The following is a 13,186-nucleotide window of genomic DNA, read 5'->3' as shown; positions in this document are numbered from 1 at the left end:
TTACTCGGGCGCTTCTGTAAGGTCAATCTGAGGTGAACGCATCGTCACGACCGGTTGTAGATGTCCTCAAGCCGGACGATGTCGTCCTCGCCCAGATAGGAGCCGGTCTGCACCTCGATCAGCTCCAGCGGGATGCGGCCGGGATTGGCGAGGCGGTGCACCTCGCCCAGCGGGATGTAGGTGGATTCGTTCTCGTGCACCGTGAAGGTCCGCTCGCCCACCGTCACCTCGGCGGTGCCGCGAACGACCACCCAATGCTCCGAGCGGTGATGGTGTTTCTGGAGCGAGAGCTTTGCACCCGGCTCCACCATGATCTTCTTCACATGAAACCGCTCGCCCCGGCAGATGGTCTCGTAGGTCCCCCAGGGCCGGTGGATCTTGCGGTGCTCGTCCGCTTCCGTGTGGCGGTCCGCCTTCAGCGCCGCCACCAGCGCCTTCACGTCCTGGCTGCGGTCGGAGGGCATGACGAGGATGGCGTCGTCGGTGGCCACCACCGAGACGCCTTCCAGGCCGATGCCGGTGACCAGCGGGCCTTCGGAGCGAATGTAGGAATTGTGGCTGTCCAGCAGCTCGGCGGCCCCTTCCACCACATTGCCGTCCGCATCGGCGGTCTTGATCTCGCGCACCGCGTCCCAGGAGCCGATGTCCGACCAGCCGAAATCGCCCGCCACCACGGCGGCGCGGTCGGTGCGCTCCAGCACCGCGAAGTCGATGGACTTGGCGGGGGCCGCCGAAAAGGCCGCCGTGTCCAGGCGGATGAAGCCGAGATCCTTCCGCGCGCTCTCGACCGCCGCCACGGCCGCCGCCGCAAGCGTCGGCTCGAAGCGTTCCGCCTCGGCGATCATCAACGATGCGGGGAAGAGGAAGTTGCCGGAGTTCCAGACGTAGCCATCCGCCACATAGCGCTCGGCCGTGGCGAGGTTCGGCTTCTCCACGAAGGCGTCCACCACGTTGCCGCCCTCGGGCAAAGCGGCGCCCAGGCGGATATAGCCGTAGCTGGTGCGCGGGGCGTTGGGGGTGATGCCGAAGGTGACGATGCGCCCGCCGGCCGCCACGCGCGCCGCCAGCCGCGCCGCCGCGCGAAAGCCCTCCGGGTCCAGCACCACATGGTCGGCGGCCAGGGCGAGGATGAGGGCATCCTCCCCGTAGCGCTCGCGCACCACGGCGGCGGCGGCGATCAAGGCGGGGCCGCTGTCGCGCCGGGTGGGCTCCAGCACCACGCTCGCCTCGATGCCCACCTCGCTCGCCTGGCGCAGGGCGAAGAAGCGGAATTCCTCGTTGGTGATGACCACGGGCGGCAGGAAGTCCGGCCCCGGCGGCGTGCGCAGCAGGGTCTCCTGGTAGAGCGTCTTGTCGGAGGCCAGCGCCAGGAACTGCTTGGGCAGGCTGTTGCGCGAGAGCGGCCAGAGCCGGGTGCCCGTTCCCCCCGCCAGAATGACCGGAACGATCTTTTCCGCCTGCATCCGAGCCCCCAACGGTCAGCGGCGCGCCTGTGCGCCGATCCCAGCTACTGGCATAGCGCGCGCGAGGCGTCCAGCGCGGGCTGGAAATGATGAAATTGCAGGCAGCGGCCATTGCGACTTTCGGGCGCACCCCTCACACTCCCGACCATAAACAAGAACCTGAAACGGGTTGGGAAACGCCAAAACAGGGATGGGTTTCATGCTGGCTCTCATCTTGATCATCGTCTGCGGTCTTTTCGCCGTGGGGTACGGAATATGGGCGGGGCGGGCCGTGATGGCCGCCGATGCCGGAACGCCGCGCATGCAGGAGATCGCGGCGGCCATTGCCGAGGGGGCGCGTGCCTATCTGCAGCGCCAGTACACCACCATCGCCATTGTCGGCGTGGTCATCTTCATCCTGGTCGGCCTCTTCCTCGGCTGGCTGGTGGCGGTGGGCTTCGCCATCGGCGCCATTCTCTCGGGCCTCGCGGGCTTCATCGGCATGAACGTGTCGGTGCGCGCCAATGTGCGTACCGCCCAGGCGGCGACGCTTTCGCTGGCGGGGGGGCTCGATCTCGCCTTCAAGGCGGGCGCGGTCACCGGCCTGCTGGTGGCGGGCCTCGCGCTCATGGGGGTGGCCGTCTATTTCGGCGTGCTCACCTTCGGGCTCGGCCTTGCGCCGGGCAGCCGCACGGTGGTGGACGCGCTGGTGGCCCTCGGCTTCGGCGCCTCGCTCATCTCCATCTTCGCGCGCCTGGGCGGTGGCATCTTCACCAAGGGCGCGGACGTGGGCGGCGACCTCGTGGGCAAGGTGGAGGCGGGCATCCCGGAGGACGACCCCCGCAACCCCGCCACCATCGCGGACAATGTGGGTGACAATGTCGGCGACTGCGCGGGCATGGCCGCCGATCTGTTCGAGACCTATGCGGTGACGCTGGTGGCCACCATGGTGCTGGCGGTGATCTTCTTCGGAAGCACCCCGGCGCTCTCGGCCATGCTGCTTTATCCCATGGCCATCGGCGGGGCGTGCATCCTCACCTCCATCGCCGGCACCTTCTTCGTGAAGCTCGGCCCCACCTCGTCCATCATGGGGGCGCTCTATAAGGGCTTCATCGCCTCGGCCGCCTTCTCGGTGGTGGCGCTGGCGCTGGTCACCTGGCTGCTGCCGGGCTGGGGCCCCATCGCGGGCGGGCCGATGACCGGCACCATGCTGTTCCTGTGCGGCCTCGTGGGCCTGCTGGTGACGGGCGGCATCGTGGTCGTCACCGAATATTATACGGGCACGGGCTATCGCCCCGTGGTTTCCATCGCCCAGGCCTCGGTCACGGGGCACGGAACCAACATCATCCAGGGCCTCGCCGTCTCGCTGGAAGCGACGGCGCTGCCCACCCTCATCATCATCGCGGGCATCCTCGCGGCCTATGGCCTCGCGGGCCTGTTCGGCATCGCCATCGCCGCCACAACCATGCTGGCGCTGGCGGGCATGGTGGTGGCGCTCGACGCCTTCGGGCCGGTCACCGACAATGCCGGTGGCATCGCGGAAATGGCGGGTCTTCCCCCGGAGGTGCGCCATGCCACCGATGCCCTGGACGCGGTGGGCAACACCACCAAGGCGGTCACCAAGGGCTATGCCATCGGTTCGGCGGGCCTCGGCGCGCTGGTCCTGTTCGCGGCCTATAGCCAGGATCTGAAATACTTCATCGCCCAGGCGGCGCCCGGCAGCTATTTCGCCGGGGTGACGCCCAATTTCTCGCTGGAGAACCCCTATGTGGTGGTGGGCCTGCTGTTCGGCGGGTTGCTGCCCTTCCTGTTCGCCGCCATGGGCATGACGGCGGTGGGCCGGGCGGCCGGAGCCATCGTGGAGGAGGTGCGCCGCCAGTTCCGCGAGAAGCCCGGTATCATGGCGGGCACCGACAAGCCGGACTATTCGCGCGCCGTGGACCTGCTCACGAAGGCGGCCATCAAGGAGATGATCATCCCCTCGCTGCTGCCCGTGCTCTCGCCCATCGTCTGCTACTACGTGATCTATGTGGTGGCGGGCGGGGGCGTGGCGGGCAAGTCCGCCGCCTTCTCGGCGGTGGGCGCCATGCTGCTGGGCGTGATCGTCACCGGCCTGTTCGTGGCTATCTCCATGACCTCCGGCGGCGGGGCCTGGGACAATGCGAAGAAGTCCTTCGAGGACGGCTTCGTGGACAAGGACGGCGTGCGCCACTTCAAGGGCTCTGACGCCCACAAGGCGTCGGTGACCGGCGATACGGTGGGCGATCCCTACAAGGACACCGCCGGGCCGGCGGTCAATCCCATGATCAAGATCACCAATATCGTCGCGCTCCTGATGCTGGCGGTGATGGGGCATTGAGGGGAGGGGGCTTGCGCCGCGCGCCCCACGGGGCGCGCGGCGCATAGAATCGCGCGGCGTTCCCCATGCGGGGCGTTCCTCCCTTTCCCGCTCGCCAGGGAGGGGAGGGGAGGGGAAAGACGTGCGGGACTGCAGCCCGGACGAGGGCCCGCGAGAGCCGCGTCTGCACCATCCCCCGCCCTTTCGCATTTCTGTGCGGCGTCCCATGCAGGGGCGCCGCCCTTTCAATCGCGCGGCCGATCGTGTACGAACGCGCCCGAATTGCTTTGGTGCGCGCCCCATGCGGCGCGTGGACGATGGAATCCATGCAGACAGTCGTGATCGTCATTCACCTGATGGTGGTGCTTGCCCTTATTGGCGTCGTGCTCATCCAGCGCTCTGAGGGCGGTGGGCTCGGCATCGGCGGCGGGGGAGGCAGCAGCGGCGGCTTCTTCACCGCTCGCGGCACCGCCAACGTGCTGACCCGCGCGACGGCCGTTCTCGCGGCCATCTTCTTCGTCACCAGTCTCACGCTGACCGTCATGGCCGGCTGGGGCCGCACGCCCCCCGCGCTGCTGAACCAGCCCGGCGCGCCGTCCGGCCCCTCGGTGCCCACCGGCGGCAGCATTCTCGACCAGATCCGTCCGCAGGCGCCCGCGCCCCAGGCTCCCGCCTCGCAGGTGCCGGTGCCCCAGGTGCCGGCCGCTCCGGCCCCGGCGCCGGCCGCTCCCGCGTCGTCTGCTCCGGTGCCCGCGCCGCAGGCTCCTGCGACCCCGGCTCCCGAATCCCAGGCGCCCGCGCCGCAGAGCGCGCCTTCGGCGCCCGCTCCGGCCACCCCGGCTCCTCAGCCCCAGTGATCAGACGCGGCGGTTATCCGCCGCGTCAGGTTTCCACAGGCGAAAACGAGGCGTTCCTGCGCTTCGTTCTCGCCGAATCGCGTTTGCACGGATTAGAGTGAAAGCCCATGGCGCGCTATATCTTCATCACCGGCGGCGTCGTGTCCTCCTTGGGCAAGGGCCTCGCCTCAGCCGCTTTGGGTGCGCTTCTTCAAGCGCGCGGCTACACCGTCCGGCTTCGCAAGCTGGACCCCTACCTGAACGTCGATCCGGGCACCATGAGCCCGTATCAGCACGGCGAAGTCTTCGTCACCGATGACGGGGCGGAGACCGATCTCGACCTTGGCCACTATGAGCGCTTCACCGGGCGCCCGGCCACGCGGCGGGACAATGTCACCACCGGCCAGATCTATCAGGACATCCTGAACAAGGAGCGGCGCGGCGATTATCTGGGCGCCACCGTCCAGGTCATTCCCCACGTCACCAACGCCATCAAGGACTTCGTCCTGGACGGCAATGACGGCTTCGACTTCGTTCTGGTGGAAGTGGGCGGCACGGTGGGCGACATCGAGGGCCTGCCCTTCTTCGAGGCCATCCGGCAGCTGAAGAACGACCTGCCGCGCAATCATTCCATCTTCATCCACCTGACGCTGCTGCCCTACATCCCCTCGGCGGGCGAGCTGAAGACCAAGCCGACGCAGCATTCCGTCAAGGAATTGCGCTCCATCGGCATCCAGCCCGATATCCTGCTGTGCCGCACCGACCGGCCCGTGCCCCGCGAGGAGCGCCGCAAGCTGGCGCTGTTCTGCAATGTGCGGGAAAGCGCGGTGATCGAGGCGCGGGATGTGGACAACATCTATGCGGTGCCCTCCGCCTATCACGCGGAAGGGCTCGACACGGAAGTGCTGGCCGCCTTCGGCATCGAGCCGGCGCCGCTGCCCAAGCTCGCCCGCTGGACCAATATCGAGGACCGGGTGCGCAATCCCGAGGGCGAGGTCACCATCGCCATCGTGGGCAAATATACCGGCCTGAAGGACGCCTATAAGTCGCTCATCGAGGCGCTGGCCCATGGCGGCATCGCCCACAAGGTGAAGGTCAATCTCGACTGGATCGAGAGCGAGACCTTCGAGCACGAGGATCCAGCGCCCTTCCTGGAGCATGTGCACGGCATCCTGGTGCCCGGCGGCTTCGGCCAGCGCGGCGCGGAAGGCAAGATCCGCGCGGCCCAGTTCGCGCGCGAGCGGGCGGTGCCCTATTTCGGCATCTGCTTCGGCATGCAGATGGCGGTCATCGAGGCGGCCCGGAATCTCGCAGGCATCCCCGAGGCCAATTCCACCGAGTTCGGCGAAACACCCGAGCCCGTGGTGGGCCTGCTCACCGAATGGCTGCGCGGCAACGAGCTGGAGCAGCGCCGGGCAAACGGCGATCTGGGCGGCACCATGCGCCTCGGCGCCTATGCGGCCCGCCTGGAGGGCGGCAGCCGGGTGTCGAACGTTTATGGCACGCAGGACATCCAGGAGCGCCACCGGCACCGCTTCGAGGTGAACACCGCCTATCGCGATCGGCTGGAGCAGCAAGGCCTGCGATTCTCCGGAATGTCGCCGGACGGCCTGCTGCCCGAGATCGTGGAATATCCGGCCCACCCCTGGTTCATCGGCGTGCAGTTCCATCCCGAACTGAAGTCGCGGCCCTTCGAGCCCCATCCTTTGTTCGCGTCCTTCATCGGCGCAGCCAAGGAACAGAGCCGTCTCGTGTGATCCAGAGTGCGATCTAGGACCACGCCCCTCGCGGGCGTGGTCTTGAAAGCGTCGTGGGCGCCGGGGCAGCATCGGCGGCCGCGCGACTTGCCCCCCTTTCACCGCGCGTGCCACAAAGCCAGCGATGAATCAGGGAGCAGCCCATGCCGCGCGGTCTCGATCACCTTGTGCATCTGGTGCGCGATCTCGATGCGGCCGGAGAGGTTTATGACCTGATCGGCTTCACGGTGGGGCCGCGCAATCACCACCCCTGGGGCACCCATAACCGCATCGTCCAGCTTCCCGGCTTCTTCATCGAGCTTCTGGAAGTGGCGGAGCCGGAGCGCATTCCGGAGGGTGCGGGCAGCCATTTCTCGTTCGGCGCCTTCAACCGCGACTTCCTCGCCCGCAACGGCGAGGGCCTGCCCATGCTGGCGCTGGAGGGTCGCGACCCGACCGCCGAGGCGGCGGCTTTCGCGGCGGCCGGATTCGGCGGCTTCGACGTGTTCGACTTCTCCCGCATGGCCCGCCGCCCGGACGGGCAGGAGGTGGAGGTAGGCTTTTCCCTCGCCTTCGCGCAGGACCCCGCGGCCCCCAATGCGGGCTTCTTCACCTGCACCCAGCGCAAGCCGGAGAATTTCTGGTCCCCCGATCTCCAGCGCCATGCCAATGGCACAACGGGCGTGGCGGGCGTGGTTCTGGTGGCCGAGCATCCCATGGACCATGTGAGCTTCATCGACACCCTGGCCGGGGTGACGGCGCGGCGCGCGACCGACGACTGGTACATCGCCCGCACCCCGCGCGGGGAGATCGACATCATGACCCGCACCATGTTCTCCGACCGCTTCGGCGTGCCCGCGCCTTCGGGCACGGACCTGCGCATCGCGGGCGTGCGGTTCGTCTCGCCGGGCGCGGTGGACATGCGCCGGGGCCTCGCGGCGCGGGGCATGATCGAGGAGAAGATCGAGGGCCTGGTGGTGGTGGCGCCCCGCGCCGCCATGGGCGCGACGCTCATCTTCGACCGGCCCTCCTGAGGCCGCACGGCGCCATGGCGGGACGCATCATGAAGCGCGGCAGCGGCGGCGGGCGTCGTCCCGCCGAGGGCCTTCCCTTTGTGCGGGAGGCGGCGCTTCTCGCGGCCGGCACCACCCCGGTGGCGGGCGTGGACGAGGCGGGGCGCGGGCCGCTGGCCGGTCCCGTGGTGGCCGCCGCCGTGATTCTCGACCCGGAGCGGGTGCCCCAGGGCCTCAATGATTCCAAGAAGCTCACCGCCGCGCGGCGCGAGGCGCTCTATGCGCAGATCTGCGCCACGGCGGAGGTCTCGGTGTGCCTCGCCCCGCCCGCGCGCATCGACCGGGACAATATCCGCGAAGCGTCCCTCTGGGCGCTGACGAACGCGGTGCGCGGCCTGCCGCGGGTGCCCGCCTTCGTGTTCGTGGACGGCAACGATCCCCCACCCATGCCCTGCGCGCTGGAGATGGTGATCGGCGGCGACGGGCTCATCGCCTCCATCGCGGCCGCCTCCATCGTCGCGAAGGTGACGCGGGACCGGCTGATGGCGGGCCTCGGGGCCGCTTTTCCCGCTTATGGCTTCGAGCGGCATATGGGCTATGGCACGGCGGCCCATTCCCTGGCCTTGCGCACCCACGGCCCCTGTCCCCACCACCGCCAGAGCTTCGCCCCGGTGCGCGAGCAGCAACTGAAGCTGTTCGGCGGATCGGCGGGCTAACTGGGTCTGCCGGCCTTCAGCACCGCTTCCACATTCATGCGGTGCACGGCTTCATAGGGCGCGAAGTAGCGCAGCGTGCCGGAGGCGAAGCCCTCCGCCGCGAAGGTCCGCAAATCCTCTCCCCGCGCCTGCGCATCCTCCCGCACCGTCAGCAGCTTGCGCACATAGGCCTGGGTGGCCGCGATCAGGCCCGGGCCATAGCCGCCCGCCGCGATGACCTCCTCCGCCCCGTGATTGGGCAGGATGCGGGAGATGTCCCAGCCCGCCATGCGCTCCAGATCCACCAGATGAACGGCGAGCCGGTCCGGCTCGTCCACATAGGTCACGGGATCTTCCAGCGTGTCCCCCGCCAGCAGCAGGCCGCCGGGCAGGAGGAGGACCGTGCCGTCGCGGGAATGGATGTCCGCCTGGATCAGCCGCACAGGCAGCGTGCCCACGGTGAGCGTCATCTCCCCCTCGAAGGTGCGGTTGGGCAGGATGAGCGGGCAAATGGGCGGGTCGGCCGCTTCCAGCGCCTCACGCTTCTCGGCCAGGATGTCGGCGGTGAGGCGGTTCGCGATGATCTCGCAATCGGCGAACACGTCGTTGCCCGCCACATGGTCGTCGTGCCAGTGGCTCAGCACCACCGTGAAGCGCGTGACCCCGCGCGCGGCGAGGGTCTCGCGGATGATGCGGGCGTGGGTCAGCGAGATATGGGTGTCGTAGATGAGCGCCTCGGCGCCGTCGAACACCGCATAGGAGGCGATGCCCGCCTCATAGGCGCCGTCATCCAGCCAGTTGGGCTTGGGCGAATGCAGCCGCACCCCCGGCACGCGCCCGTCATAGAAGGCGAGCACATGGGGGGCGGGCTGAAGGATGCGCAGGGTGGCACCGAGGGCGGGAGGCATGCGAGGCGGGTCCGTCGAACAGAGGTTCGACGGACGTTCCCCGACTTATCCCCCGCGCGCAATGGCGCCGGTCAATCCAGCTTCACGCCGGTGGTCTCGGCCACGGTCTTCCAGCGGGCCACGTCCGCCTCGATCTGCTTGGCGAAGGCCGCGGGCGTGTTGGCCACGGGCTCGGCGCCCACGGTTTCCAGCTGCTTGCGCATCTCGGGCTTGGCCACGGCTTCCGCCACCGTCTTCTGCAGCAGGTCCACAATGGCGGGCGGGGTGCCGGCGGGGGCGAGGATGCCGAACCAGCCCGACACTTCATAGCCCGGCACGGTTTCCGCCACCGTGGGGATGTTCGGCGCGCCCGGCCAGCGCTTGGCGGTGGTCACCGCGATGGCGCGCAGCTTGCCGCTCTCGATGAAGGGCATGGCGGAGGGCAGGTTATCGAAGCCGATGGGGATGTGCCCGCCCACAAGGTCGGTGAGCATGGGCGCCGCGCCCTTATAGGGCACGTGGGCGATGTTGATGCCGGTCATCATCTTCAGCAGCTCGGCGCTCATGTGCGGCGAGCCGCCGGCGCTGGTGGAGCCGTAATTGAGCTTGCCCGGCTCCTTCTTCGCCAGCGCGATCAGCTCCTGGAGGTTCTGCGCCGGCACGCTGGGATTGACCACGATGACGTTGGGCGTGCTCGCCACCACCGTGACGGGGGCGAAATCCTTCAGCGCGTCATAGGGCAGGCTCTTCTGGAGCGCGGAATTGATGCCATGGGTATTGGCCGTGCCCATGAGCAGGGTGTAGCCGTCCGGCGCCGATTTCGCGACCGCCGAGGTGCCGATGGCGCCGCTCGCGCCCGCGCGATTGTCCACCACGAAGGGCTGGCCCAGTTTCTCGCTGAGCTGGGTGGCGATGAGACGGGCGATGATGTCCGTGGTGCCGCCCGCCGGATAGGGGACCACCAGCTTCACGACCTTGGAGGGATAGGTCTCCGCCTGCGCGCCCGCCGTGGGAAGGGCGAGCGACAAGGCGGCGAGGACGAGGAGGGCGCGGCGCGACGGCCGGGCCCGCAGGGCGCTGGGTATCATGGCGTTTCCATCCTTCAGTCGGGGTCTTCGCCCCGGTTCGTTGCATGCGTCGGAAGATCAGGCGGCCGGGTGGCCGCGCAGCAGGGGGAAAAGGTCGTCCGGCACCTCGATGGGGAAGCCGAGCACGGCGGAGGAGAGGGCCTTGCCGTAATTGTCCAGCGACAGGCTGCGGGAGACACCGCCGCCCAGGGCCCCGTGGCAGACGAAGTTCAGGGCCTCGATATTGTCCACCTCGTACCGCAGCACCGGCCCCGTAATGGCGCCGCCATAGAAGGTCTTGAACCGCTCGGCGGTGAGCTGGTCCTTGAGCAGCGGGTAGAGCGCCGCGTCATAGGCGAACACGGCGATGTTGGAGGTGTTGCCCTTGTCGCCGGAGCGGGCATGGGCGACGTGCTGGAGCGCGACGGTCTTGGTCATGGTCGGGCCTCAGCTTTCGAAATAGCGCACGGTGGCGGGAACGGCGGTGCGCGGGGCGAGGGTGGACCACACGCCGATCACCTCGCGGAAACGCTCCTGGTGGGGCACGCGCTTGCCGGTATGGGCGATGCCGGAGACCGCCATGCCGTCCACCTCGCGGCCGACCTTCGCCGCCTCTTCGCGGGTGCGGGTGCGGGCGGCGACGCGCACCGCGATCTCATAAGGCTCCGGTGCATCCGCCGGGGTGGCGGCGCCGTGGATGGCATTGAGCCCGAGGAAGTCGATGCGGATGTCCTCGGCGTCCAGCTTCACGATCTTGAAGCGCTCCTCCAGCACCTTCTTGGCGAGCTGCGCGCGGCGCAGGGCGCCGGGGCCGGCATAGAAGAACATGTCCTCGCCGATGAAGCCCTCGGTGCAGCCCATGGAGACCTTCAGGGTCGGGGTGCGGGGCTTGCCCGTGAGGCCGGTGACGCGCACGCGGTCCGGCCCCTCCTGCTCCAGGCGCGCCGTGGTGAAGTCCACCACCACGTCCGGGGTGAGATAATTGGCGGGGTCGTGCACCTCGTAGAGCATCTGCTCCTTCACGGTCGCCAGCGTCACCGCCCCGCCGGAGCCCGGCGTCTTGGTGATGACGGCCGTGCCGTCCGCTTCCACCTCGGCGATGGGGAAGCCGAAATTCCACGGCTCCGGCACATCCTTGAAGCCGGGATCGGAGAAATAGCCGCCCGTGACCTGCGCCCCGCATTCCATGAGATGGCCGATGCCGTTGCCCGCGCCCAGCAATTCATACTGGTCCGCGGTCCAGCCGAAGCTGTGCATCATGGGCGCGAGGAACAAGGACGGGTCCGCCACGCGGCCGGTGACGACGATCTGGGCGCCTGCGTCCAGCGCCTCCACGATGGGCTCGGCGCCGAGATACGCTTCCGCCGAGATGAGGCTGTTGCCCAGCGTCGCCGTGGGGGCGCCGCTCTCCAGGATGGTGTCGGTCAGCTCCAGCACCCGGTCGGTGATGATGGAGCCGTTGACCGCCGCCACCTTGACGCCGGTGATGCCCAGCTCGCGCAGCAATTCCACGATGCGCTGCGCCGCGCCGTCGGGATTGACCCAACCCTGGTTGGAGACGATGCGCGTGCCCCTTTTCATGCAGGCGGGCAGCACCGCGCGCATGCGGTCGTCCAGATAGGTGTCGTAGCCGGGGAAGCTGGGGTCGCGGCGTGCGCGCACCTGGGCGGCGGAAATGGTCGCTTCCGCCATGGTCTCAAAGCAGAGGAAATCGAGGTCGCCGCGCGCGGCGTTCAGCGCCGCCGGCTCAACGCGGTCGCCCCACCAGGCGGATCCGGAGCCGATCCGTAATGTCTTGCTCATCAGGCGTTCATCCCATTCGTCTTGTCTTTCCTCCATTCTTCATCCGCGCCGCGCAGGGGCAATGCAGCCGGCGGAAAAGGCCCTATGATGAAAATTCACAGGGGGCGCGCATGGACCGGTTCGGCGAGATGACGGTGTTCCTGCGGGTGGTGGAGGAGGGCAGCTTCTCCGCCGCCGCGCGCAAGCTGAACCAGGCGCCGTCCACGGTCAGCAAGCTCATCGCCCGCCTGGAGGCGCGGCTCGATGCACGGCTGTTCGAGCGCATCGACGGCACCATTCGCCTCACGCAGGAAGGGGCGGCCTTCCGCGCGGCGAGCGAGGCCGTGGTGGCGGCCATGGAGGCGGCGGAAGGCGCGGTGCGCCCGGTGGCGGACCCGGTCTCGGGAACGGTGCGTATCCACACCGCCCTCACCACGGCGAAATATCTCATCGCGCCCCAATTGCCGGACCTGATGGACCGGCATCCGGACCTGCGCCTGGAATTCGTGCTGGGCACCGAGCGGGGCGACTTCGCTCGCCAGGGTATCGATGTGGCCATCCATAGCGGGCGGCCGACCGAACTCTCCCTCATCGGCCGCCCGCTTATGGTCCGGCCCTGGACCATCGCCGCCGCGCCCTCTTATCTGGAAAAGCACGGCGTTCCGCAGCATCCCGACGATTTGCTGCGGCATCGCTGCCTCAACTTCACCATCCGCACCCAATGGAACTCCTGGACTTTCCACGAGGACGGGGCGCTGAAGACCATCGACATCCCCAACCATGTGGGGGCGGACCAGGGCGAGCTTCTGCGCACGCTGGCGCTGGTGGGGATGGGGGTGGTGCGGCTCGCCACCTTCCATCTTTCGGAGGATCTGGCGGCGGGCACGCTGGTGCCGCTCCTGGCTGATTATCAGGAACAGTCCGACGACGACCGTTTCTACCTGCTCTATCTGCGCGGCCGAACCTCGGTGCCGCGCGTTCGGGCGGTGGTGGATTTCCTCGCCGAACGCTTCGGCCCACCCCGCAGCCGTGGCCCGAAGCGGGCGCCGATCCCGGGGCTGTATTGAGGATGGGAGTTGCGTTCGGAACCGGCGTTTTCTTTCGGCAGGGCAGAGAAAACGTTCGCCTCTTGCGGGCTTGTATTGAGACGTTGATCGTGAACGCTCGCCTGCGCCCTGCTGCCCCCTCCCAACCCTCCCCCGCAAGCGGGAGAGGGCTTGCGGCGTGCGGGATGGTGAAGCCCCTCTCCATAAGACGCGACAGGCCCCCTCTCCCGCTTGCGGGGGAGGGTTGGGGAGGGGGAAGGCGGATAGGTGCTGTTCAATCCGCGCGGCGCACACGCTCTCCCGCCCGAACTCGGCTGTTTCTACCTACTTTATCTGCGCGGCCG

11 protein-coding genes are annotated in these 13,186 nt (G+C 68.5%); 6 read left to right on the top strand and 5 right to left on the bottom strand.

Going from position 1 to position 13,186, the window contains the following annotated elements; genetic code table 11:
- Positions 1–44: 44 nt before the first annotated feature.
- Positions 45–1,463, bottom strand: coding sequence for a mannose-1-phosphate guanylyltransferase/mannose-6-phosphate isomerase (locus EJJ38_RS10725; RefSeq protein ID WP_127090051.1), 1,419 nt, complete (start codon positions 1,461–1,463; stop codon positions 45–47).
- A 199-nt stretch (positions 1,464–1,662) separates the two neighbouring features.
- On the opposite strand from EJJ38_RS10725, the gene EJJ38_RS10720 reads away from it, so the two are divergent.
- The 5 genes from EJJ38_RS10720 to EJJ38_RS10700 all read left to right on the top strand — a co-directional run bounded on the left by EJJ38_RS10720 (position 1,663) and on the right by EJJ38_RS10700 (position 8,081).
- Positions 1,663–3,801: a sodium-translocating pyrophosphatase gene (locus EJJ38_RS10720; RefSeq protein WP_127090050.1), complete on the top strand. Its 2,139-nt coding sequence runs from the start codon at positions 1,663–1,665 to the stop codon at positions 3,799–3,801.
- Positions 3,802–4,106: 305 nt separating this feature from the next.
- Positions 4,107–4,637, top strand: coding sequence for a preprotein translocase subunit SecG (secG, locus tag EJJ38_RS10715; protein ID WP_127090049.1), 531 nt, complete (start codon positions 4,107–4,109; stop codon positions 4,635–4,637).
- A gap of 107 nt (positions 4,638–4,744) precedes the next feature.
- The gene (locus tag EJJ38_RS10710) at positions 4,745–6,373 is read left to right on the top strand and encodes a CTP synthase (protein ID WP_127090048.1); all 1,629 of its coding nucleotides are present in this window, start codon (positions 4,745–4,747) and stop codon (positions 6,371–6,373) included.
- A gap of 143 nt (positions 6,374–6,516) precedes the next feature.
- The gene (locus tag EJJ38_RS10705) at positions 6,517–7,386 is read left to right on the top strand and encodes a VOC family protein (RefSeq protein WP_127090047.1); all 870 of its coding nucleotides are present in this window, start codon (positions 6,517–6,519) and stop codon (positions 7,384–7,386) included.
- Between the two features lie 29 nt (positions 7,387–7,415).
- Positions 7,416–8,081 (top strand): ribonuclease HII, encoded by a 666-nt coding sequence (locus tag EJJ38_RS10700; protein WP_245454217.1) that lies wholly within the window; start codon positions 7,416–7,418, stop codon positions 8,079–8,081.
- On the opposite strand, the gene EJJ38_RS10695 is transcribed toward EJJ38_RS10700, so the two are convergent.
- The 4 genes from EJJ38_RS10695 to EJJ38_RS10680 all read right to left on the bottom strand — a co-directional run bounded on the left by EJJ38_RS10695 (position 8,078) and on the right by EJJ38_RS10680 (position 11,817).
- Positions 8,078–8,968 (bottom strand): MBL fold metallo-hydrolase, encoded by an 891-nt coding sequence (locus EJJ38_RS10695; RefSeq protein ID WP_127090045.1) that lies wholly within the window; start codon positions 8,966–8,968, stop codon positions 8,078–8,080. The genes EJJ38_RS10700 and EJJ38_RS10695 overlap by 4 nt on opposite strands.
- 71 nt (positions 8,969–9,039) lie before the next feature.
- Positions 9,040–10,035 carry a Bug family tripartite tricarboxylate transporter substrate binding protein gene (locus EJJ38_RS10690; RefSeq protein WP_127090044.1) on the bottom strand — a complete coding sequence of 332 codons (996 nt, stop codon included), beginning with the start codon at positions 10,033–10,035 and terminating at the stop codon, positions 9,040–9,042.
- 57 nt (positions 10,036–10,092) lie between these two features.
- Complete coding sequence (locus EJJ38_RS10685) at positions 10,093–10,452, bottom strand: AtuA-related protein (protein WP_127090043.1); 360 nt, start codon at positions 10,450–10,452, stop codon at positions 10,093–10,095.
- A gap of 9 nt (positions 10,453–10,461) precedes the next feature.
- Positions 10,462–11,817 carry an acyclic terpene utilization AtuA family protein gene (locus EJJ38_RS10680; protein ID WP_127090042.1) on the bottom strand — a complete coding sequence of 452 codons (1,356 nt, stop codon included), beginning with the start codon at positions 11,815–11,817 and terminating at the stop codon, positions 10,462–10,464.
- 110 nt (positions 11,818–11,927) lie between these two features.
- On the opposite strand from EJJ38_RS10680, the gene EJJ38_RS10675 reads away from it, so the two are divergent.
- Positions 11,928–12,863 (top strand): LysR family transcriptional regulator, encoded by a 936-nt coding sequence (locus EJJ38_RS10675; protein WP_127090041.1) that lies wholly within the window; start codon positions 11,928–11,930, stop codon positions 12,861–12,863.
- Positions 12,864–13,186: the final 323 nt, after the last annotated feature.

The sequence above is a fragment of the Aquabacter cavernae genome (genome assembly GCF_003993795.1).
In the GTDB taxonomy this organism is placed as follows: domain Bacteria; phylum Pseudomonadota; class Alphaproteobacteria; order Rhizobiales; family Xanthobacteraceae; genus Aquabacter; species Aquabacter cavernae.
Note: the sequence above shows the minus strand (reverse complement) of the source record. Positions and strands in the feature narration are given on the sequence as shown.

Coding starts and splice junctions, on each gene's coding strand:
- EJJ38_RS10725 (WP_127090051.1), bottom strand. CDS start 1,463: ATGCAGGCGGAAAAGATCGTTCCGGTCATTCTGGCGGGGGGAACGGGC.
- EJJ38_RS10720 (WP_127090050.1), top strand. CDS start 1,663: ATGCTGGCTCTCATCTTGATCATCGTCTGCGGTCTTTTCGCCGTGGGG.
- secG (WP_127090049.1), top strand. CDS start 4,107: ATGCAGACAGTCGTGATCGTCATTCACCTGATGGTGGTGCTTGCCCTT.
- EJJ38_RS10710 (WP_127090048.1), top strand. CDS start 4,745: ATGGCGCGCTATATCTTCATCACCGGCGGCGTCGTGTCCTCCTTGGGC.
- EJJ38_RS10705 (WP_127090047.1), top strand. CDS start 6,517: ATGCCGCGCGGTCTCGATCACCTTGTGCATCTGGTGCGCGATCTCGAT.
- EJJ38_RS10700 (WP_245454217.1), top strand. CDS start 7,416: ATGAAGCGCGGCAGCGGCGGCGGGCGTCGTCCCGCCGAGGGCCTTCCC.
- EJJ38_RS10695 (WP_127090045.1), bottom strand. CDS start 8,968: ATGCCTCCCGCCCTCGGTGCCACCCTGCGCATCCTTCAGCCCGCCCCC.
- EJJ38_RS10690 (WP_127090044.1), bottom strand. CDS start 10,035: ATGATACCCAGCGCCCTGCGGGCCCGGCCGTCGCGCCGCGCCCTCCTC.
- EJJ38_RS10685 (WP_127090043.1), bottom strand. CDS start 10,452: ATGACCAAGACCGTCGCGCTCCAGCACGTCGCCCATGCCCGCTCCGGC.
- EJJ38_RS10680 (WP_127090042.1), bottom strand. CDS start 11,817: ATGAGCAAGACATTACGGATCGGCTCCGGATCCGCCTGGTGGGGCGAC.
- EJJ38_RS10675 (WP_127090041.1), top strand. CDS start 11,928: ATGGACCGGTTCGGCGAGATGACGGTGTTCCTGCGGGTGGTGGAGGAG.